Origin of the sequence: Ensifer sp. 4252, assembly GCF_050434565.1 — a bacterium.
Lineage (GTDB): Bacteria > Pseudomonadota > Alphaproteobacteria > Rhizobiales > Rhizobiaceae > Ensifer.
In genome coordinates, this window is sequence record NZ_JBNDIU010000013.1 from 1 (window position 1) to 15,809 (window position 15,809).

The 15,809-nt window shown below is 63.4% G+C and carries 13 protein-coding genes; 5 read left to right on the top strand and 8 right to left on the bottom strand.

Annotated features, from left to right (window positions below; translation table 11 throughout):
* Positions 1–543 (top strand): electron transfer flavoprotein subunit alpha/FixB family protein (locus ABIE33_RS21910; RefSeq protein ID WP_429129395.1); only part of this gene is annotated, 543 nt, incomplete at its 5' end.
* A 34-nt stretch (positions 544–577) separates the two neighbouring features.
* Here ABIE33_RS21910 and ABIE33_RS21915 read toward each other — a convergent pair.
* The 5 genes from ABIE33_RS21915 to ABIE33_RS21935 form a co-directional block, all read right to left on the bottom strand.
* Positions 578–1,888 (bottom strand): CynX/NimT family MFS transporter, encoded by a 1,311-nt coding sequence (locus ABIE33_RS21915; RefSeq protein ID WP_429129398.1) that lies wholly within the window; start codon positions 1,886–1,888, stop codon positions 578–580.
* On the bottom strand, positions 1,885–2,562 hold the full coding sequence (locus tag ABIE33_RS21920; RefSeq protein WP_429129400.1) for a FadR/GntR family transcriptional regulator: 678 nt from the start codon (positions 2,560–2,562) through the stop codon (positions 1,885–1,887). The genes ABIE33_RS21915 and ABIE33_RS21920 overlap by 4 nt, the downstream gene beginning before the upstream one ends.
* A 99-nt stretch (positions 2,563–2,661) precedes the next feature.
* Entirely contained in the window at positions 2,662–3,621 is a 960-nt protein-coding gene (locus ABIE33_RS21925; RefSeq protein WP_429129403.1) for a GlxA family transcriptional regulator, read from the bottom strand.
* Complete coding sequence (locus ABIE33_RS21930) at positions 3,621–4,619, bottom strand: SLAC1 anion channel family protein (RefSeq protein WP_429129405.1); 999 nt, start codon at positions 4,617–4,619, stop codon at positions 3,621–3,623. The genes ABIE33_RS21925 and ABIE33_RS21930 overlap by 1 nt, the downstream gene beginning before the upstream one ends.
* A gap of 169 nt (positions 4,620–4,788) precedes the next feature.
* A complete protein-coding gene (locus ABIE33_RS21935; RefSeq protein WP_429129408.1) occupies positions 4,789–5,412 on the bottom strand; it encodes a helix-turn-helix domain-containing protein in 624 nt (207 codons plus the stop codon).
* Positions 5,413–5,528: 116 nt separating this feature from the next.
* Here ABIE33_RS21935 and ABIE33_RS21940 point away from each other — a divergent pair, with 116 nt between their 5' ends.
* The 3 genes from ABIE33_RS21940 to ABIE33_RS21950 all read left to right on the top strand — a co-directional run bounded on the left by ABIE33_RS21940 (position 5,529) and on the right by ABIE33_RS21950 (position 9,518).
* Positions 5,529–6,692: an NAD(P)/FAD-dependent oxidoreductase gene (locus ABIE33_RS21940; RefSeq protein ID WP_429129410.1), complete on the top strand. Its 1,164-nt coding sequence runs from the start codon at positions 5,529–5,531 to the stop codon at positions 6,690–6,692.
* Between the two features lie 88 nt (positions 6,693–6,780).
* Entirely contained in the window at positions 6,781–8,379 is a 1,599-nt protein-coding gene (locus tag ABIE33_RS21945) for an ABC transporter substrate-binding protein (RefSeq protein WP_429129412.1), read from the top strand.
* 14 nt (positions 8,380–8,393) lie between these two features.
* A complete protein-coding gene (locus ABIE33_RS21950; protein WP_429129414.1) occupies positions 8,394–9,518 on the top strand; it encodes a serine hydrolase domain-containing protein in 1,125 nt (374 codons plus the stop codon).
* 84 nt (positions 9,519–9,602) lie between these two features.
* On the opposite strand, the gene ade is transcribed toward ABIE33_RS21950, so the two are convergent.
* From ade to ABIE33_RS21965, 3 genes are all read right to left on the bottom strand, one after another.
* Positions 9,603–11,393: an adenine deaminase gene (ade, locus tag ABIE33_RS21955; RefSeq protein WP_429129417.1), complete on the bottom strand. Its 1,791-nt coding sequence runs from the start codon at positions 11,391–11,393 to the stop codon at positions 9,603–9,605.
* Between the two features lie 71 nt (positions 11,394–11,464).
* A complete protein-coding gene (locus ABIE33_RS21960; protein WP_429129420.1) occupies positions 11,465–12,868 on the bottom strand; it encodes an NCS2 family permease in 1,404 nt (467 codons plus the stop codon).
* Between the two features lie 59 nt (positions 12,869–12,927).
* Positions 12,928–14,730: an adenine deaminase gene (locus tag ABIE33_RS21965; protein ID WP_429129423.1), complete on the bottom strand. Its 1,803-nt coding sequence runs from the start codon at positions 14,728–14,730 to the stop codon at positions 12,928–12,930.
* A gap of 108 nt (positions 14,731–14,838) precedes the next feature.
* On the opposite strand from ABIE33_RS21965, the gene ABIE33_RS21970 reads away from it, so the two are divergent.
* Positions 14,839–15,801: a LysR substrate-binding domain-containing protein gene (locus ABIE33_RS21970; protein WP_429129425.1), complete on the top strand. Its 963-nt coding sequence runs from the start codon at positions 14,839–14,841 to the stop codon at positions 15,799–15,801.
* Positions 15,802–15,809 lie beyond the last annotated feature (8 nt).

Genomic DNA, 15,809 nt, shown 5'->3' on the forward strand with positions numbered 1-15,809 from the left:
GGCAATGCCATCCAGACGGTGCAGACGACCGAGGCCAAGCGCGTGATCACCGTGCGCACCGCCTCGTTTGCGTCGGCCTCCGAGGGTGGCTCGGCCTCGGTCGAGACGATCGCGGCTGCGGCCAACCCCGGTCTTTCGACCTTCGTTGCCGACGCGCTGTCGTCGTCGGACCGTCCGGAACTGACCTCGGCGAAGATCATCATCTCGGGCGGCCGGGCGCTCGGCTCGTCTGAGAAGTTCCAGCAAGTGATCCTGCCGGTTGCCGACAAGCTGGGTGCCGCCGTCGGTGCGTCGCGTGCGGCGGTCGATGCCGGTTATGCGCCGAACGACTGGCAGGTCGGCCAGACCGGCAAGGTGGTGGCCCCCGATCTCTACATCGCCTGCGGCATCTCCGGCGCGATCCAGCATCTGGCCGGCATGAAGGACTCGAAGGTCATCGTCGCCATCAACAAGGACGAGGAAGCACCGATCTTCCAGGTCGCCGACTACGGCCTCGTCGCAGACCTGTTCGAAGCCCTGCCGGAGATGGAACGGGTCTCCTGAACAAGGGGAAAATCGACGGCTGAGCGGATAAAATTCAGCCGTCGATCCTGACCGTCCGCGCGCCGACATGCAGCGCTCGACCGGCGCGAAAGCCCATGATCGCGGCCCCGAGACCGAGGGCCACGAACAGGATGGCGGCGGCGTCAAAACTTCCCGTCCAGTCGCGAATGAGCCCGACGAGCAGCGGGCCGATGGCGGCAAGCACATAGCCGACCCCCTGCGCCATGCCGGAGAGGTGGGCGGCGACATGGGAATCCGGCGAGCGCAGCACGATGAGCGTCATCGCCACGGCAATCAGCCCGCCCTGGCCGAAGCCCTGCAGAATGGCCCAGAAAATCACCGTCGACGGCGGCGCGAAGAGAATGCCGAGCAGGGCGATCACCGCAGCCGCGATCAGCGCGACGTTGATGCCGCGCTGGTCCTTGCGGCGAACGGCGAAGGAGGGAACCAGCAGGCAGGTGACGACCTGGGTCATGATCGAGACGGAAACGATCGCGCCTGCCGTCGCCGGGTCGAAGCCGCGCTCCCGCAGAATGGGTGCGAGCCAGCCGAAGATACAGTAGGCCAACGCCGACTGCAGGCCCATGAACAGCGTCACCTGCCAGGCGAGCCGATCGTGCCAGAGGCCGACGACGCGAAAGCCGCTGTGTCTCACTTGCGCCTTGCTGCCAAGCGCCTGCGGCGTCCAGATCAACAAGACGATGAAGGCGGGAAGCGCCCAGATGGCGAGCGCGCCGGACCACGAGCCGGTAATACCGTGTTCGAGCGGCAGGGTCAGGCCGGCGGCACCGGCCGCCCCGGCGCACAGCGCCATGGTATAAAGCCCGGTCATGATCGCCGCCTTGTCGGCGAAGTCGCGCTTGACGAGGCCCGGAAGCAACACGTTGCCAATCGCGATCGCGGCACCCGCAGCAAATGTCGACAAAAAGAGCAGCGGCACCGGTCCGAAGCCGCGCAGCACTGTGCCGAGCGCCAGCAGAGCCAGGGCGCCGAGCAGGGTGCGTTCGGCGCCGAAGCGCTGTGCCAGCTTCGGAGCTAAAGGTGCAAACAGGCCGAGGCAGAGCACCGGCAGGGTGGTCAGCAGGCTGGCGCCCGCAGTCGTCAGGCCGGTATCGCGCATCACTTCCGGCAGCAACACCGAGAGGCTGGAAAACAGCGGGCGCAGGTTGAAGGCGATCAGCACGAGGCTGGCGCCGAGGACGAAGCGCGCCGCACCCCGCGGTAACGCCGGCGGCTGAGGCTCCGGTACGCTGTCGGCTTCGGCGTCGATCAACTGGTCTTCGAGGCCGTTGATGGCTGCGGCCTGATGGGCCTTCGGGTCGGGGCTACGGAATGTCTGGTTCATTGCGAAAGAAGCCTGTCGAGTTCGCGCAGCACCGGCGCCATGAAGGCGCGGACAGAGGCTGCGGCACGGTCCGGGTCGCCGGTGGCAATTGCCGTGACGATCGCCGCGTGGGCGGCATCGTCCGGTTCCGGCACGTCGCCCTTGAGCGTCGATTGGATGGTTTCGAGGATCGATGCGGTGAAAAAATCATAGAGTTCGACGATGGCGCGATTGCCTGAGGCCTCGACGATCGCCTTGTGAAAGGCGATGTCGCGATGGCCGAAGGCCTCGTAGCCGCCGTCGGCAACGCTGCCGCGCGCCTTCAGCAGTCGGGTCATGCGCTCGAGGTCGGCCGGCGTATGACGGATGGCGGCAAGCCTTGCGGCTTCGACATCAAGGGCGGCTCGCGCCTCCCATTGGTCGCGCAGTCCGGCGCGCTTGACGCGGTCGAGCGCGCCGGCCGGATCGACGGTCGAGCGCACATAGGTGCCGGAGCCCTGGCGGGTATCGAGCAGACCTTGCGAGACCAGCACGCGCACGGCCTCACGCACCGTGCCCCGGCTGACGGACAAAAGCTCGGTCAGCGCGGTTTCGTTCGGGATGCGGTCACCCACACCCCAGCGGCCGCTGACGATCTCAGCGCGCAGGCTTTCGGCCGCACTGTCGGCCAGATTGGTTCGGTTGATGGGATGCATGATAAATTCGTCAAGTCATCAGATGACATGATGAATATGCCCATGCTCAGTTGCTGTCAACCGACCTGGGACGTTATCAGCCTTCGTCGCTGTCGCTTCTCAGACGCCGAAGGAGCGGCGATAGGCAACGGGCGAAACGCCGAACTTGCGAACGAAGGCGCGCCGGAAAGCAACGTCGTCATTGAAACCCAGATCGCGGGCGATCGCTTTCATCGGCGTGTTCGTTTCTTCGACCAAACGCCGTCCGGCCTCCAGCCGCATCGATTCCACGTAGTCGCCCGGTGTCATGCCGACCTCCTGCTTGAACTGACGGGCAAAGTTGCGTGCGCTCATGCCGGCGCGCTTTGCCATCGCGGCGACCGTCAGCTCGGCCTTCAGGTTGTCGGCGATATATTCCTGCGCAGATCGGATCGGTGTTCGCTGGGCGATTTGCGTTGCCAGATGCGTGCTGAACTGCGACTGCCCGCCGGGTCTCTTGAGAAAGACCACGAGTTCGCGCGCGACTTTCAACGCGGTCTCGAGGCCGAGATCCTTCTCGACGATTGCAAGCGCCAGATCGATGCCGGCCGTCACCCCGGCTGACGTCCAAATGTTACCGTCGCGGGTAAAGATGCGGTCGGGCTCGAGCTTCACCTGCGGAAACCGCCGGGAAAACTCGATGGCCTGCGACCAGTGCGTTGTCGCCTTGCGCCCGTCGAGCAAGCCGGTTTCCGCCAGTACGAATGCGCCGGAACACACCGAGCCGAGCCGTTCCGGCCCTTCCGACGCAGCCTTTACCCAAGCCAGCACTCGGTCGGGAATGGGCCTTTCCTGGATCAGCGGATCGCCGGCGACAAGCACCGTGTGAAAATCATCGGCGGCGTCGTCGATCGTTCGGTCCGGCAGCAGCCGAAGACCCGATGTGCCGCGGATCGGGCTGTCGTCCAGTCCGACAACTGCCACCGAATAGAAGTCCGTGCCGCTCTGACGGTTTGCCTCCGCAAAGACATCCGACGGCCCGACAACATCAAGCAGTTGGACGCCCGGCATCGCCAGAATGGCAACATTGACCTTCGACATCAGTGCACCCGAAACAGTTTCCCCGACAGAATCTCGGTCATCGTCCTCACGAAGACAACACCGATGGCGACGGTGAGAAAGGCGAACATTGCGACAGCCAGGGCGCGAAGCAGATCGGTATCGGCGGCTTCGGCGTAACGGAAGAAGGCGATAGAGAAGGCGGCGAGCGGAAAGCTGATGGCCCACCAGGCGACGCTGAACGGAACATGGCTGCGGAACACCATCGGCGACAGCACCAGCGTCAGGAAAAAAGCGAAATAGAACAGCACGCTGGCCAGCATGTCCACGGAGCCGGTGAGATTGGTATAGGCGAGAAAGCCGACGGCAAACGGAGCGACGAGTACCATCAGTGACGGGCGGGCAGGCAGCGGCAGCGGATCGTGGTGCCTCAACCTGGCAAAGATCAGGGTGACGAAGATGCCGGCGACGACGCTACCGACGGCCAAGGCGAACAGGTTAGCTTCATGAGCCCAGGCGAACGGCATAGCCTTGCCCGTCACGGCTATGTCCAACGTGGCGACGCCCGGGATCAGCAGCGGCGGCAGCGTGTGCTCGGCGTTCTCGGGCGAGGTGAGAAATCGCCTGGCGACGACATAGGCCAGCGTGAAGGTCAGGGTGAGTCCGACGATCCAGACGGCCTGGCTGACGGCAGCGCTATAGGGCCCGAGGAAAGCCGACAGCAGCAAAAGGCCGATCGCAATGGTGGCGAAGAAATTCCCCTGAACAGGATGGCTGAATTCCTTGGCGACGGCGGCGGGATGACGGGCCCATTTCGTGATGTAGCCGACGGCAAGTGCGATAAAGGTGAGGACGGCAAACCAGCCGATGAGCTCACCGGGGATTGCGGAAAGGGCGATAACCTTCACGGCTTCCCGCCATGCCAGGCTGAGCCCGGCCAACCCCATGACAGAGGCGAACAGATTGATCGGCAGGTTTGCAATCGTGTGACGGCCGACGGGCTTGACCGTGACGTCGTCGAGTATTCCGGCGTTCGACATGACACTCTCCACTTCGGATGCTGTTGCTGGAGAATATAAGCGAAACCTGGCTTGGCATTAATAGTGCTTGTGGGATGATTTAGGACAGATCGCGCATCAAATCGGCCACGATGCTGAATGCAGGTGGTTCACCTGCCAATCTCTGCACGGAAGGGGGAAGCCCCGTGCACTATTGATCCGTCAGCGCGCGGTCGGTGATGCTGAGCAGCGTCTTTTCCATGTCCGGCTCATCGCCGGAGCAGACGCAGAGCATTTCCGCGTCGCCTTCGCCCACCGAGAGGTAGGCGTGGCCCATCGTCGAATCGATATAGACGCTCTCGCCGGCTTTCAGTCGCACCGGTGCATATTGATCGGTATGCAGTTCGATCTCGCCCTTGAGCACGATCAGGAACTCTTCGCCGGCATGGCGCGTCAGCGGACCGAACTCCGCGAGGGTGCGCGCCCGGGCATGGGCGAGGATCGGCACCATGCGTTTGCGCACCAGATCGGTCGCAAGGTAGTGATAGTCGTAGTTACGGGTCAATTGGCGCAGCGTCGTGGTGGCTGAGGTCACCGAGCGGCGCGTACGGGCGGGCGGCTGCTTGCTGTCGCCGCTGAGCAATTCGGTGACATGCACGCCGAGGCCGGCGCAGATCTGCAGCAGCTTGTCATAGGTCAGCGACATCTGGTCGTTCTCGACCTTGGACAGGGTCGAGACGGCGACGCCGGTCAGGTGGCTGACGTCCTGAGGGGTCCAGCCATGATGCTTCCTCAGGTTCCGCAGGCAATCGCCGAGGTTTGGCTGTTCCGACATGGTTTTCTCTCGCAAGCGACACCTAACTAGCTAGTTCAACTCCGGGAGCCTCGCAACAAGCATCAAGAATTTTCCGATACGCTAAATATTGACCGTATCGGAAAATGATTTTACCAATGGCTATGCGCTCAGGAACCTCTTCTCCCAAAGTGATTGTCATTGGCGGCGGTATCGCCGGCCTGTCGGTTGCAGCGGCCGTGCAGCAATGGGCTTCGGTGACGCTCATCGAGCGCGAGGTGCATCTCGGCTATCACGCGAGCGGCCGCTCGGCGGCGCTGTTTGCCGAGACCTATGGCAACGCCGTGGTGCGGGCGCTGTCCGTTGCCAGCCGGCCGGCCATCGTCGACGGTGGTTTCGCCGAGCATGTGCGCGGCGCATTGCATTTCGGTGGGTGCGACGACGATGCGATGGTCGATGAACTGGCGCAGAAGTACCAGGCGCTCGTGCCGAGTGTCCGTCGGCTTTCGGCAGAGGAGGTCCATCGCCTCATCCCGGTCATCCGCACTGACACCACCTGCGGCGGCGTCTACGAGCCCGGCGCGCTCGATATCGACACGGGCAAAATGGTCCATGCCTGCGCTGCCTCCCTGAAGGCGCTTGGCGGAACTGTCGTCTCCGGCGAGGAGGTACTGGAGATCTCCCGTGTTTCCGGCCGCTTTCAGGTGGTGACCTCGGCCGGTTCCTACGAGGGCGATATGGTCGTCAACGCGGCCGGGGCCTGGGTCGATGTGATCGCCGAGCGGGCCGGGCTGGCGCGACTCGGATTTTCGCCCAAGCGGCGAACCGCCTTCATGTTCGATCCGCCTCCGGGGCGCGACGCCCGCCAATGGCCGCTCGCCGTCGATTTGCACGAGCGCTTCTATTTCAAGCCGGATGCCGGCAAGCTGATCGGCTCGCTGGCCGACGAAACGGATTCACCACCCTGCGACGCTTATCCGGAGGATATCGACGTTGCGATCGCCGTCGACCGGATCGAGCAGGCAACCGAACTTCGCATCGGCCGCCCGCAAAGACCCTGGGCCGGATTGCGCACCTTCTCGCCGGATCGCACGCCCGTGGTCGGCTTTGACCCGCGTTTGCCGGGGTTTTTCTGGCTCGGCGGCCAGGGCGGTTATGGTTTCCAGGTGTCGCTGACCTTGGCTCGGATCGCCTCGGCGCTGCTGCGTGACGCCGCGATGCCGCAGGACGTCGCCGACCTCGGCGTTGAGTTCGACGCGGTTGCGCCCGTCCGATTTCTCGAGACGGCCCAGACCCTATCGTTTTCTCCGGTCGGGCAATGACCGACCGGCCATGAAGATCGAAACGTCGTCGATGCGGTGAGGAGAACCCGCGGCGACGCCAACACCAAGGCAACCAGGAGCGTTTGCTATGAAATCCACACGTCTGATCCTGCGCACCGCGCTCGTCGCATCGACAATCCTCTTGGGCGGCCAGGCCTACGCCAAGACCCTGGTCTACTGCTCCGAGGCGAGCCCGGAGACGTTCAATCCGATGATCGGGACGGCCGATTCCACCATGGATGCGGCTGCCAAGCCGATCTTCAACCGACTGGTGGAATTCAAGGCGGGCACGACGGAAGTGGGACCGGCGCTCGCCGAGCGCTGGGATGTGTCGGAAGACGGCAAGGTCTACACTTTCCATCTGCGCCATGGCGTCAAGTTCCACGCCAACGCACAGTTTACCCCGACGCGCGAATTCAACGCCGACGATGTGCTCTACACCTTCGACCGCCAGCGCGATGCCGATAATCCCTACCACAAGCTGTCGAACGCATCTTACGAGTATTTCAACGCGCTCGGGCTGGGGCCGCTGATCGAGAAGATCGAGAAGCTCGACGATCATACGGTGCGATTCACGCTGACATCTGCAAACGTCACGTTCCTGCCCAGCATCGCGCTCGACTATCTCTCCATCCTCTCGCTGGAGCAGACCGAGAAGATGGTGGCAGCGGGCACGCCGCAACTGATCGACCAGGCACCTGTCGGCACCGGGCCGTTCGTGCTCGAGGCCTATGCGCAGGACAGCCAGATCCGCTACGCCGCCAATAAGGATTATTGGAACGGCGCGCCGAAGATCGATACCCTGGTCTTTGCGATCACGCCCGAGCCCACCGTGCGCGTCGCCCGTCTCAAGGCGAACGAGTGCCAGGTGGCGGCACCACCACCGCCCGGAGCTGTCGCCGACCTCAAAAGCGATCCTGACGTAACCGTCTACAACCTCGAAGGCCAGAATATCGGCGTTCTCGGCTTCAACGTCGAACATAAGCCGCTCGACGACGCGCGCATCCGCCTGGCGCTTGCCAAGGCCGTCAATCGGCAGGCGATCGTCGAGGCCGTGTATCAGGGCGCGGGCAGCGTTGCCGGCAGCGTCGTGCCGCCGGCCCAGCTCGGTGCCGCCAAGGATGCGGGCATCGACTACGATCCGGAAGGCGCCCGGGCGCTCCTGAAGGAAGCCGGGCACGAAGGCGACCTGTCGGTTGCCCTCTGGGCGATGCCGGTGTCGCGCCCCTACAATCCGAACGCCCGTCGCATGGCGGAGATGATCCAGGCCGACTGGAACGCCATCGGCGTCAAATCCGAGATCGTCAGCTTCGAATGGGCAGAATATCTGAGCCGCACCGCCAAGGGCGAGCATGACGCCTTCCTGCTCGGCGGCAGCAGCGACAACGGCGATCCGGACAACATGCTGAGCTATCTCCTGAGCTGCGACGGCGTGAAAGGCGGCTCCAACCGGGCGCGCTGGTGTAACGCCGATTTCGAAAAGCTGCTTCAGGATGCACGCGTCGCCGCCGATCCCAAGGAGCGCGCAGCGCTTTACGGTAAGGCACAGGCCATCCTCAAGGCCGAGGTTCCGGTGGCGCCGATTGCCCATTCGGTCGTGTCGATCCCGGTGCGCAAGAGCGTGACGAATTACGTTCTCGACGCCTTCGGCCGACAGAATTTCGCCAACGTCGATATCGCGGAGTAAGCGGGATGGATGGGATGACAGCGAACGGTAGCGCCAGGCTTGCCGATCTGAGCCGGCTGCTTCAAGGCTACGTCAACGATGGTGCGGTCGGCGTTTCCCTGGCCTTCTCGCAGGGCGAGGGCGAGACCGTCACTGTGACATCGGGGTTTTCCGACCGGGCGCGGGGGAGGCCGGTTTCGCCGACGCAGCTGTTCAAGATCGGCAGCTGCACCAAGACGTTTACCGTTGCTGCCCTCTTGAAGCTGGCAGACAGCGGTGCGGTGGATCTTGGCGCGCCGATCTCGCATTGGTTTCCTGATCTGCCGGGAGCTACCGCAATTTCCGTGCGTCAGCTCGTCAACCACCGCGGCGGGCTGCCGGAGTTCGAATACGACATACCGATGACGCCCGATCGCATCTGGACGCCGGCGGAACTCGTGGATCTCGCATTTCGGGTGGGCACCCAGACGGCGCCCGACGGACCGGCCGTCTACAACAACACCGGCTATGTGCTGGCCGGCATGTTGATCGAACAGATCACCGGCCAATCGCTCGGCGCCTATGTCCGCCAACAGGTGCTCGAACCGCTAGGGCTCGAAAACACCTGGTCGCCGTCGACCGAAAGCTTCCCTGAGGAGCGCATGGTGCGCGGTTACTACCACCGGCCGCCGCCGGCGGCGGACGCCGGGGCAGGTATCGCTGCCGGCGCCGAGATGTGGCGCATGGATGGCGTGTTGCCCTATTCCGACGCGCTGCAGGATTCCTCGGATTCGTTTCCGTTTACGGCCGCCTATGCCTGTGGCGACATGGTCTCGACGCCTGATGATATGGTCTCTTTCATGCAGGCGCTGTTTGGCGGCAAGCTTTTGGCGGACGGAATGTTCAGGGAGATGAGCGAAGGCCGCGTCGCCGTCAGCTTTCCCGGCACACGGATGCGCGAGACGGGGGCGGGGCTGTTCCAGAGCAGCTATGCCGATCGGCTCACCTATGGCCATCAGGGCAGCATTCCCGGCTATGTCACCGTGATGCAGCATGAGCCGAAATCGGGGCTGACGATCGCGATGACCAGCAATGTCGGCTCGGGCTACCGGATGTGCTTCTACGCCAGCGGTCTGCACCAGGTGCTCGATCGGGCGATTGGCATCATCCTGGACGGCTAGGCTTGTCGAGAACCTGCCGGCAACATGTTTCGACGTCAGATCTCGACCGCCCTTGCAGGCGGTCGAGTGCTTTTGGCGGCATGGTTACGAAAAGACGACGTCGACCTTCTCGAAGGTCCGGACGTCGATCAGGCCCTTGTCGGAGATGCGAAGTTCGGGAATGACGACGAGCGCCAGCAGCGAATGTTGCATGTAGGCGTTGTTCAGGCGGCAGCCGCAGATACGCATCGCCTCGACGATCGCCGCAGCTTTGTCAGCCACGATCTCGGCGCGTTGGTCCGACATCAATCCCGCGACCGGCAGTTCCACCAGCGCGAGTTCCTTGCCGTCCTTGATCACGACGATGCCGCCGCCAACTTCATGCAGCCGATTTGCGGCCTTAGCCATATCGTCCTTGTTGGTGCCGACGACGATCATGTGGTGGCTGTCATGCGCCACGGTGCTGGCAACGGCGCAGTCGCTGTCGTAGCCGAAGCCGGAAACGAAGGCGTTGACGACGTCGCCGGTGCCGCGATGGCGCTCAACCAGCGCGATCTGGCAGACGTCCTGGGCGCGGTCCATCTCGATGATGCCGCCCGCTGCCGAAAGCTCGGCCTCGAGCGCCCGCGTCGGCGCCTGGTTCTCGACGACGCCGATCACCCGGACGCGCGCGCGAGTTGCGGTGGCGTTGAGGCCGATGTCGAAATCTCCGGCCTTCAGGGTCTTGCCGAGATGCACGGTGTCGCGGGCGCTTTCTGGATAAACGAACGGCGGGATATCGCGCACCAGTGCACCGGACTCTGCCAGCAGTTCGCCGCGGGCAAACACCATCTCGATCGGCAGCGCGGCAAGGTCCGACGTGATGATCAGGTCGGCGCGCCTTCCGGGCGCGATCGAGCCGAGTTCGCGCTCGACGCCGAAATGCTGGGCAGTGTTGAGCGTCGCCATCTGGATGGCGGTGATCGGCTTCAGCCCTTGCGCGATGGCGTGGCGCACCAGCCGGTTCATGTGGCCGTCGTGGACAAGCGTGCCGGAGTGGCTGTCATCGGTGCAGAGCAGGAAGTTGCGCGGATCGACACCGGCCTCGGTGATCGCCTTGACCTGGGCTGCAACGTCGAACCAGGCGGAACCGAGCCGGAGCATGGCGCGCATGCCCTGCCTGACGCGGGCGATCGCGTCCTCGACGGTCGTTCCCTCGTGGTCGTCGGCCGGGCCGCCGGCGGCATAGGCGTGAAACTCCCGGCCGAGATGCGGCGAGGCGTAGTGGCCGCCGACGGTCAGTCGCGCATCCTGGGTTGCCGCGATTTCGGCGACCATCTTGGGATCATTGAAGGCGACACCCGGGAAATTCATCATCTCGCCGAGGCCGATGATGTTCGGCCAGCGCAGCGCCTCCGCCACGTCCTTGGCCGAGAGTTCGGCGCCGGCGGTTTCAAGTCCGGGGGCGCTCGGCACGCAGCTTGGCACCTGCACATAGACGTTGATCGGCAGGCTCTGTGCCTCGTCGTTCATCAGCTTGACGCCGGCAAGGCCGAGCACGTTGGCGATCTCGTGCGGGTCGATGAACATCGTCGTCGTGCCGTGCGGGATGACGGCGCGGGCAAATTCGGTGACGGTGACAAGGCCGCTCTCGACATGCATATGCGCGTCGCAGAGCCCCGGTACGAGATAGCGGCCGCTAGCATCGACAACCTTGGTGCCCTCGCCGATCGTATGGCTGGCGTCGGCCCCGACATAGGCGAAGCGACCGGCTTTGACGGCGATGTCGGTGTGCGGAATGATCTCGCCGGAATAGACGTTGACCCATTTGCCGTTGCGGATCACGAGGTCGGCCGGCGTCCGGCCCATGGCGACGTCGACAAGCTCGGGTGCGGTCCTCGACCAGGATTGAAGCATGACAGGTTCCTTCGAATGGAGACGATGCCGGCGCCCTTTTCACTTCTGAGTAAAAAGGGCGCAGGAAGGCTTTACTGGGTCTGAGCGACAAGCGCTGCCGCGAGCAGGGCGACGAACCACATGACCGGCTTTACATCACCCGCCCGCCCGCAGACCAGCTTGATCAGCACATAGGCGATGATGGCCAGCGACAGGCCGAGCGTGATCGAGAATGTCAGCGGGATCAGCACGATGGCGAGAAACGCTGGAATTGCCTCGTCGAGGTCGGTCCAGCGGATCTTGCTCATCGGCTCCGACATGAAGAGGCCGGTGAGAATCAGCACCGGCGCGGTTGCCACGGCCGGGACGAGCGACAGGAGCGGTGACAGGAACAGGAACGGCACGAAGAGCAGGCCCGCGACAAGCGCGACGAGCCCGGTTCGACCACCCTGGGCGATACCGGCGCCCGATTCCAGATAGACCGTGGCGGGGCTGGTGCCGAGTGGCGCCGAGATCAGCGCGGCGACGGCATCGACATGCATGGATTGCTTGATGTTGCGCGGCAATCCCTGCTCGTCCTTGAGATCCGCCGCTTCGGCAAGGCCGAGGAAGGTCGAGAGCGCCTCGATGAAGTTGGTAAACAGGAAGACGAAGATGAACGGCACGTAGATCAGGCTCAAGGCGCCGACAAGATCGATCTGGCCGACGAAGCTGAAGTCGGGTGCAGCGGAAAAGCCACTCCAGTTGACCAGCGTATGCACGTCAGGCGTATCCGGCCAGAAGGCGCTGCCATCGCCCCACCAGCGACCGATCGGGATGGAGAGGATGGTGGTGAGGATCATACCGGCCATCATTGCGCCGGGCACCTTACGAACCACGAGGCCAACCGTCAGGATGAAGCCGGCAATGAAGGTGAGGGTGACGGAGTTGAACGTCGTCAGGCCGACGATCGTATCGGGATTGGCGACGATGAATTTGGCGTTTTCAAAGCCGATCAGCGCGATGAACAGGCCGATGCCGCAGGCGATGCCGTAACGCAGATCGACCGGGATCGCCTCGATGATCGTTTGGCGCAAGTTGAAGAAGGCCATGACGGTGAAGAGCACACCGGCCCAGAAGACGCAGCCGAGCGCGATTTCGAGCGGCACCTTGGCGCCGACCACCATCGTATAGGCAAAGAGCGCATTGATGCCCATGCCCGGCGCAACAAGGATCGGGCTTCGTGCATAGAGCCCCATGGCGCAGCTACCGATGAAGCTGACGAGTACGGTCGCCGTGACGCCCGCCGAGAACGGAATGCCGGCATGGGACAGGATCGATGGGTTGACGACGATGACATAGGACGCGGCGAGAAAGGTCGTCAGCCCGGCAAGGATTTCGGTGCGGATCGTCGATCCGAATTGTGAGATCTGGAAGTAGCGGTCGAGCAGGCTGGCAAGCCAGGAGGCTTGCGCCTTGCCAGAAGCCGGCTCCACGGCCTTGGGTTGGTAGTTCATTTTGTTCCCCTTTTTTTGAAGTGAGGAAGGGGCCGGCGATGCCGACCCCTTCCAAGGCTTTACTCCGCAGCTGCGGCGCGTTCGTCCTCGCCGCCGTTCCCATGAAGCGGCGAGATGACTTTCAACTGGACGCAATCGACGACCCCGAGATCGGTGATGGCATATTCCGGGATCGCCGTAATTTGAAGCACGAACATGTACATGAACGGCCATGGCAGGGTGCAGCCGAGCGCCCGTGCCGCGTCGTCCAGCTCCTCCTCCAGCGCCGCCATTTCCGATGGCTCGATATCGGAGACGATGCCGCCGATCGGAAGATGCAGGAAGGAGACGACCTTGCCATCCCTGACCACCACCTGGCCGCCGTGGTTGGCAATCAGGTGGTTGATCGCGACCCGCATGTCTTCCGGGTTGGCGCCGATGCAGATGATGTTGTTGTCGTCGGGCGCGGTCGAGCTGGCGATGGCGCCTTCGCGCAGTCCGAAGCCGGAGGTGAAGGCGACCGGGCGGTTTTTCGTCTTGCCGTAGCGCTCGACCACAGTGACATACTGGATGTCCTGGGCCGGGTCGGCGAGCACGCAGCCGTCTCTTACCGGCAGGGTGACGTCGCGGCGGGTGCGCACGAAGATCTTCTCCGGGGTGACGGCGATCGCCATGGCCGCGGCGGTGTCGCCGGGGCCTTCATAGCGCAGCTTCAGATCGTCGAGCTCGAGCGGCGTGACCTTCATCGATGTGAGCAAGGCGGGGCTGCGCGGAGGCGGCACGAGTTCGATGGCCATGCGGCCGTCGCGCGCGACTTCCTCTCCCTTGGCGATGACGGCGTCGATCCGGAATTCGCGCAGGTCGTTGACGAGCAGGATGTCGGCGGCGCGGCCGGGAGAGATCGAGCCGACCTTGTCGTCGATGCGAAGCGCGTCAGCACCGTTGATCGTCGCCATCTGGATCGCCGCCATTGGCGAAATGCCCATGGCGATCGCCATGCGTACCATGTTGTCGAGATGGCCGCGCTTGAGAATGTCGCTGGCAACGACGTCGTCGGTGCAGAAGCTGATACGGCGCAGGGCCTTGACGCCCATCTCGGTGACGATGCGCAGATTGTCGGAGAGGAAGTGGGAGATCGAGGATTCCCGCACGACCACATGCATGCCGGCCCTGAGCTTCTCGAGCATTTCCTCCGGCGAATAGCTTTCGTGGTCGGCGCGCACGCCGGACTGCTGGTAGCCGTTCAGCCGCGCGCCGCGGGTCATTGGGCAGCAGCCGAGCACCGGCAGCCGGCTCTTTTCGGCGAGCTCCAGCGCTGCCAGCACGTCGGGGTCTTCCTCCTGGATGAACTCGCGCACCGTTTCCCAGATGCCGACGCATTCCGGCCAGTGATGGGTTGCCTGGTGATCGGCCGGGCTGAAATAGTGGCCGACGGTTGACCGCGGCATGGTGTAGGGCGTCTTGCACGGGGCGCCCCAGAAGACCTTGAGCGGCGTCTCTCTGGCCTCGTCGAGGAATTCGCGTGCGGCAGCCGGCCCGCCGACGACGATAATCTGGTCGAGCCCGGTGACGATCGACGTGGTGCCGAGCGGCACGACCGCCTTGGCAAAGCTGGTCAGCGACATCTTCGAGCATTCGACATGCAGATGGCCGTCGATCATGCCGGGCGCCAAATACTTACCGGTGGCATCGACGATTTTCGTGTCCGGTCCGACATAGTCGGAGATGTCGCCGACGGCGATGATCCGTTCGCCATAGATCGCGACATCCGCCTGGTAGATCTCTTCCGACACGACGTTCACCAGCCGGCCGCCGCGGATCGCCAATGTGGCCTTGTTGCCGGTGCCCGAGGCTGCCCGGATGAATTCTCTGATATTGCTCACTGAAACCTCTCCCTTAGCGTCGATGAAGTTTCCCAGTTTGGTTTCGTTTGTACAATGGGCCGAAATGGCGTATTTATCGGACATATCATCCAAGATTTTGGACGAAAAATGGACCTATCGCTTCTCGACTGTTTCGTCAAAGTTGCAGATTCCCGTTCGATTTCAGCGGCTTCGCGCCTGCATCGATTGCCGAAATCGACGCTCAGCCACAAGATCCGCCAGTTGGAGGACGAGTTCGGCATCGAACTCTTCGTGCGCGAGGGCCATCAACTGCATGTGACCGACGCCGGAGCCGAGTTTCTGCGCTATGCCCGGCTGATCCAGTCCAATTGCGAGGATGCGGCAACGGCGATGGCCGAGATGCGCCAGGAGGTGGCGGGCACGCTGCGCGTCGGCTCGACCGGTGAATTCGGCACGACGATTACATCCGAACTGCTCTACGCATTTCGGCAGCAATATCCGCAGGTCAATCTTGACGTCGTGTTCCTCAGCTCCAGGCAGCCGTTCTCCGACGTTACCGAACAGGCGCTTGATGGCATCTTTCACTGGGGCGAGCCGTCCGACGTCGACTACATCAGCCGGCGGCTTTCGGTCTCATCCTACGGCCTGTTTGCCAGCGCCGACTATGCCGCCCGGCACGGTCAGCCATCGACGCCCGACGATCTGACCGGCCACCGCGGCCTCGTCTTTCGCCAGCCGACGCGGCTGCAATCCTGGTATCTGACCCGTGAGGGAGCTGCCGAGGTCGACCTGCTGCCGGCCGCCACCTGTACGACCAATGACTACTGGACGATCAAGTATTTCGCAGTTGCGGGCGAGGGGATCGCCTACCTGCCGGAATTCTTCGTGGAGACGGAGCGGCAGGCGGGATTGCTGCAGCCGGTGCTGGCCGAGTGGCGTTCGCCGAAAACGGCGATCAATCTCATCTATTCGCGCCGGCGGCACGTGTCGAAGCGCTTCAGGGCCTTTGTCGAATTCTGTATCGACTTCTATCGCGATCGCGAGCGCACCGGCATTCCCCGGTATTACGTGGAGAAAGTCAGCATGCCGGCAGATGGTACGCTCCGCTGACAAGGCGT

Coding starts and splice junctions, on each gene's coding strand:
- ABIE33_RS21915 (WP_429129398.1), bottom strand. CDS start 1,888: ATGAACCAGACATTCCGTAGCCCCGACCCGAAGGCCCATCAGGCCGCA.
- ABIE33_RS21920 (WP_429129400.1), bottom strand. CDS start 2,562: ATGCATCCCATCAACCGAACCAATCTGGCCGACAGTGCGGCCGAAAGC.
- ABIE33_RS21925 (WP_429129403.1), bottom strand. CDS start 3,621: ATGTCGAAGGTCAATGTTGCCATTCTGGCGATGCCGGGCGTCCAACTG.
- ABIE33_RS21930 (WP_429129405.1), bottom strand. CDS start 4,619: ATGTCGAACGCCGGAATACTCGACGACGTCACGGTCAAGCCCGTCGGC.
- ABIE33_RS21935 (WP_429129408.1), bottom strand. CDS start 5,412: ATGTCGGAACAGCCAAACCTCGGCGATTGCCTGCGGAACCTGAGGAAG.
- ABIE33_RS21940 (WP_429129410.1), top strand. CDS start 5,529: ATGGCTATGCGCTCAGGAACCTCTTCTCCCAAAGTGATTGTCATTGGC.
- ABIE33_RS21945 (WP_429129412.1), top strand. CDS start 6,781: ATGAAATCCACACGTCTGATCCTGCGCACCGCGCTCGTCGCATCGACA.
- ABIE33_RS21950 (WP_429129414.1), top strand. CDS start 8,394: ATGACAGCGAACGGTAGCGCCAGGCTTGCCGATCTGAGCCGGCTGCTT.
- ade (WP_429129417.1), bottom strand. CDS start 11,393: ATGCTTCAATCCTGGTCGAGGACCGCACCCGAGCTTGTCGACGTCGCC.
- ABIE33_RS21960 (WP_429129420.1), bottom strand. CDS start 12,868: ATGAACTACCAACCCAAGGCCGTGGAGCCGGCTTCTGGCAAGGCGCAA.
- ABIE33_RS21970 (WP_429129425.1), top strand. CDS start 14,839: ATGGACCTATCGCTTCTCGACTGTTTCGTCAAAGTTGCAGATTCCCGT.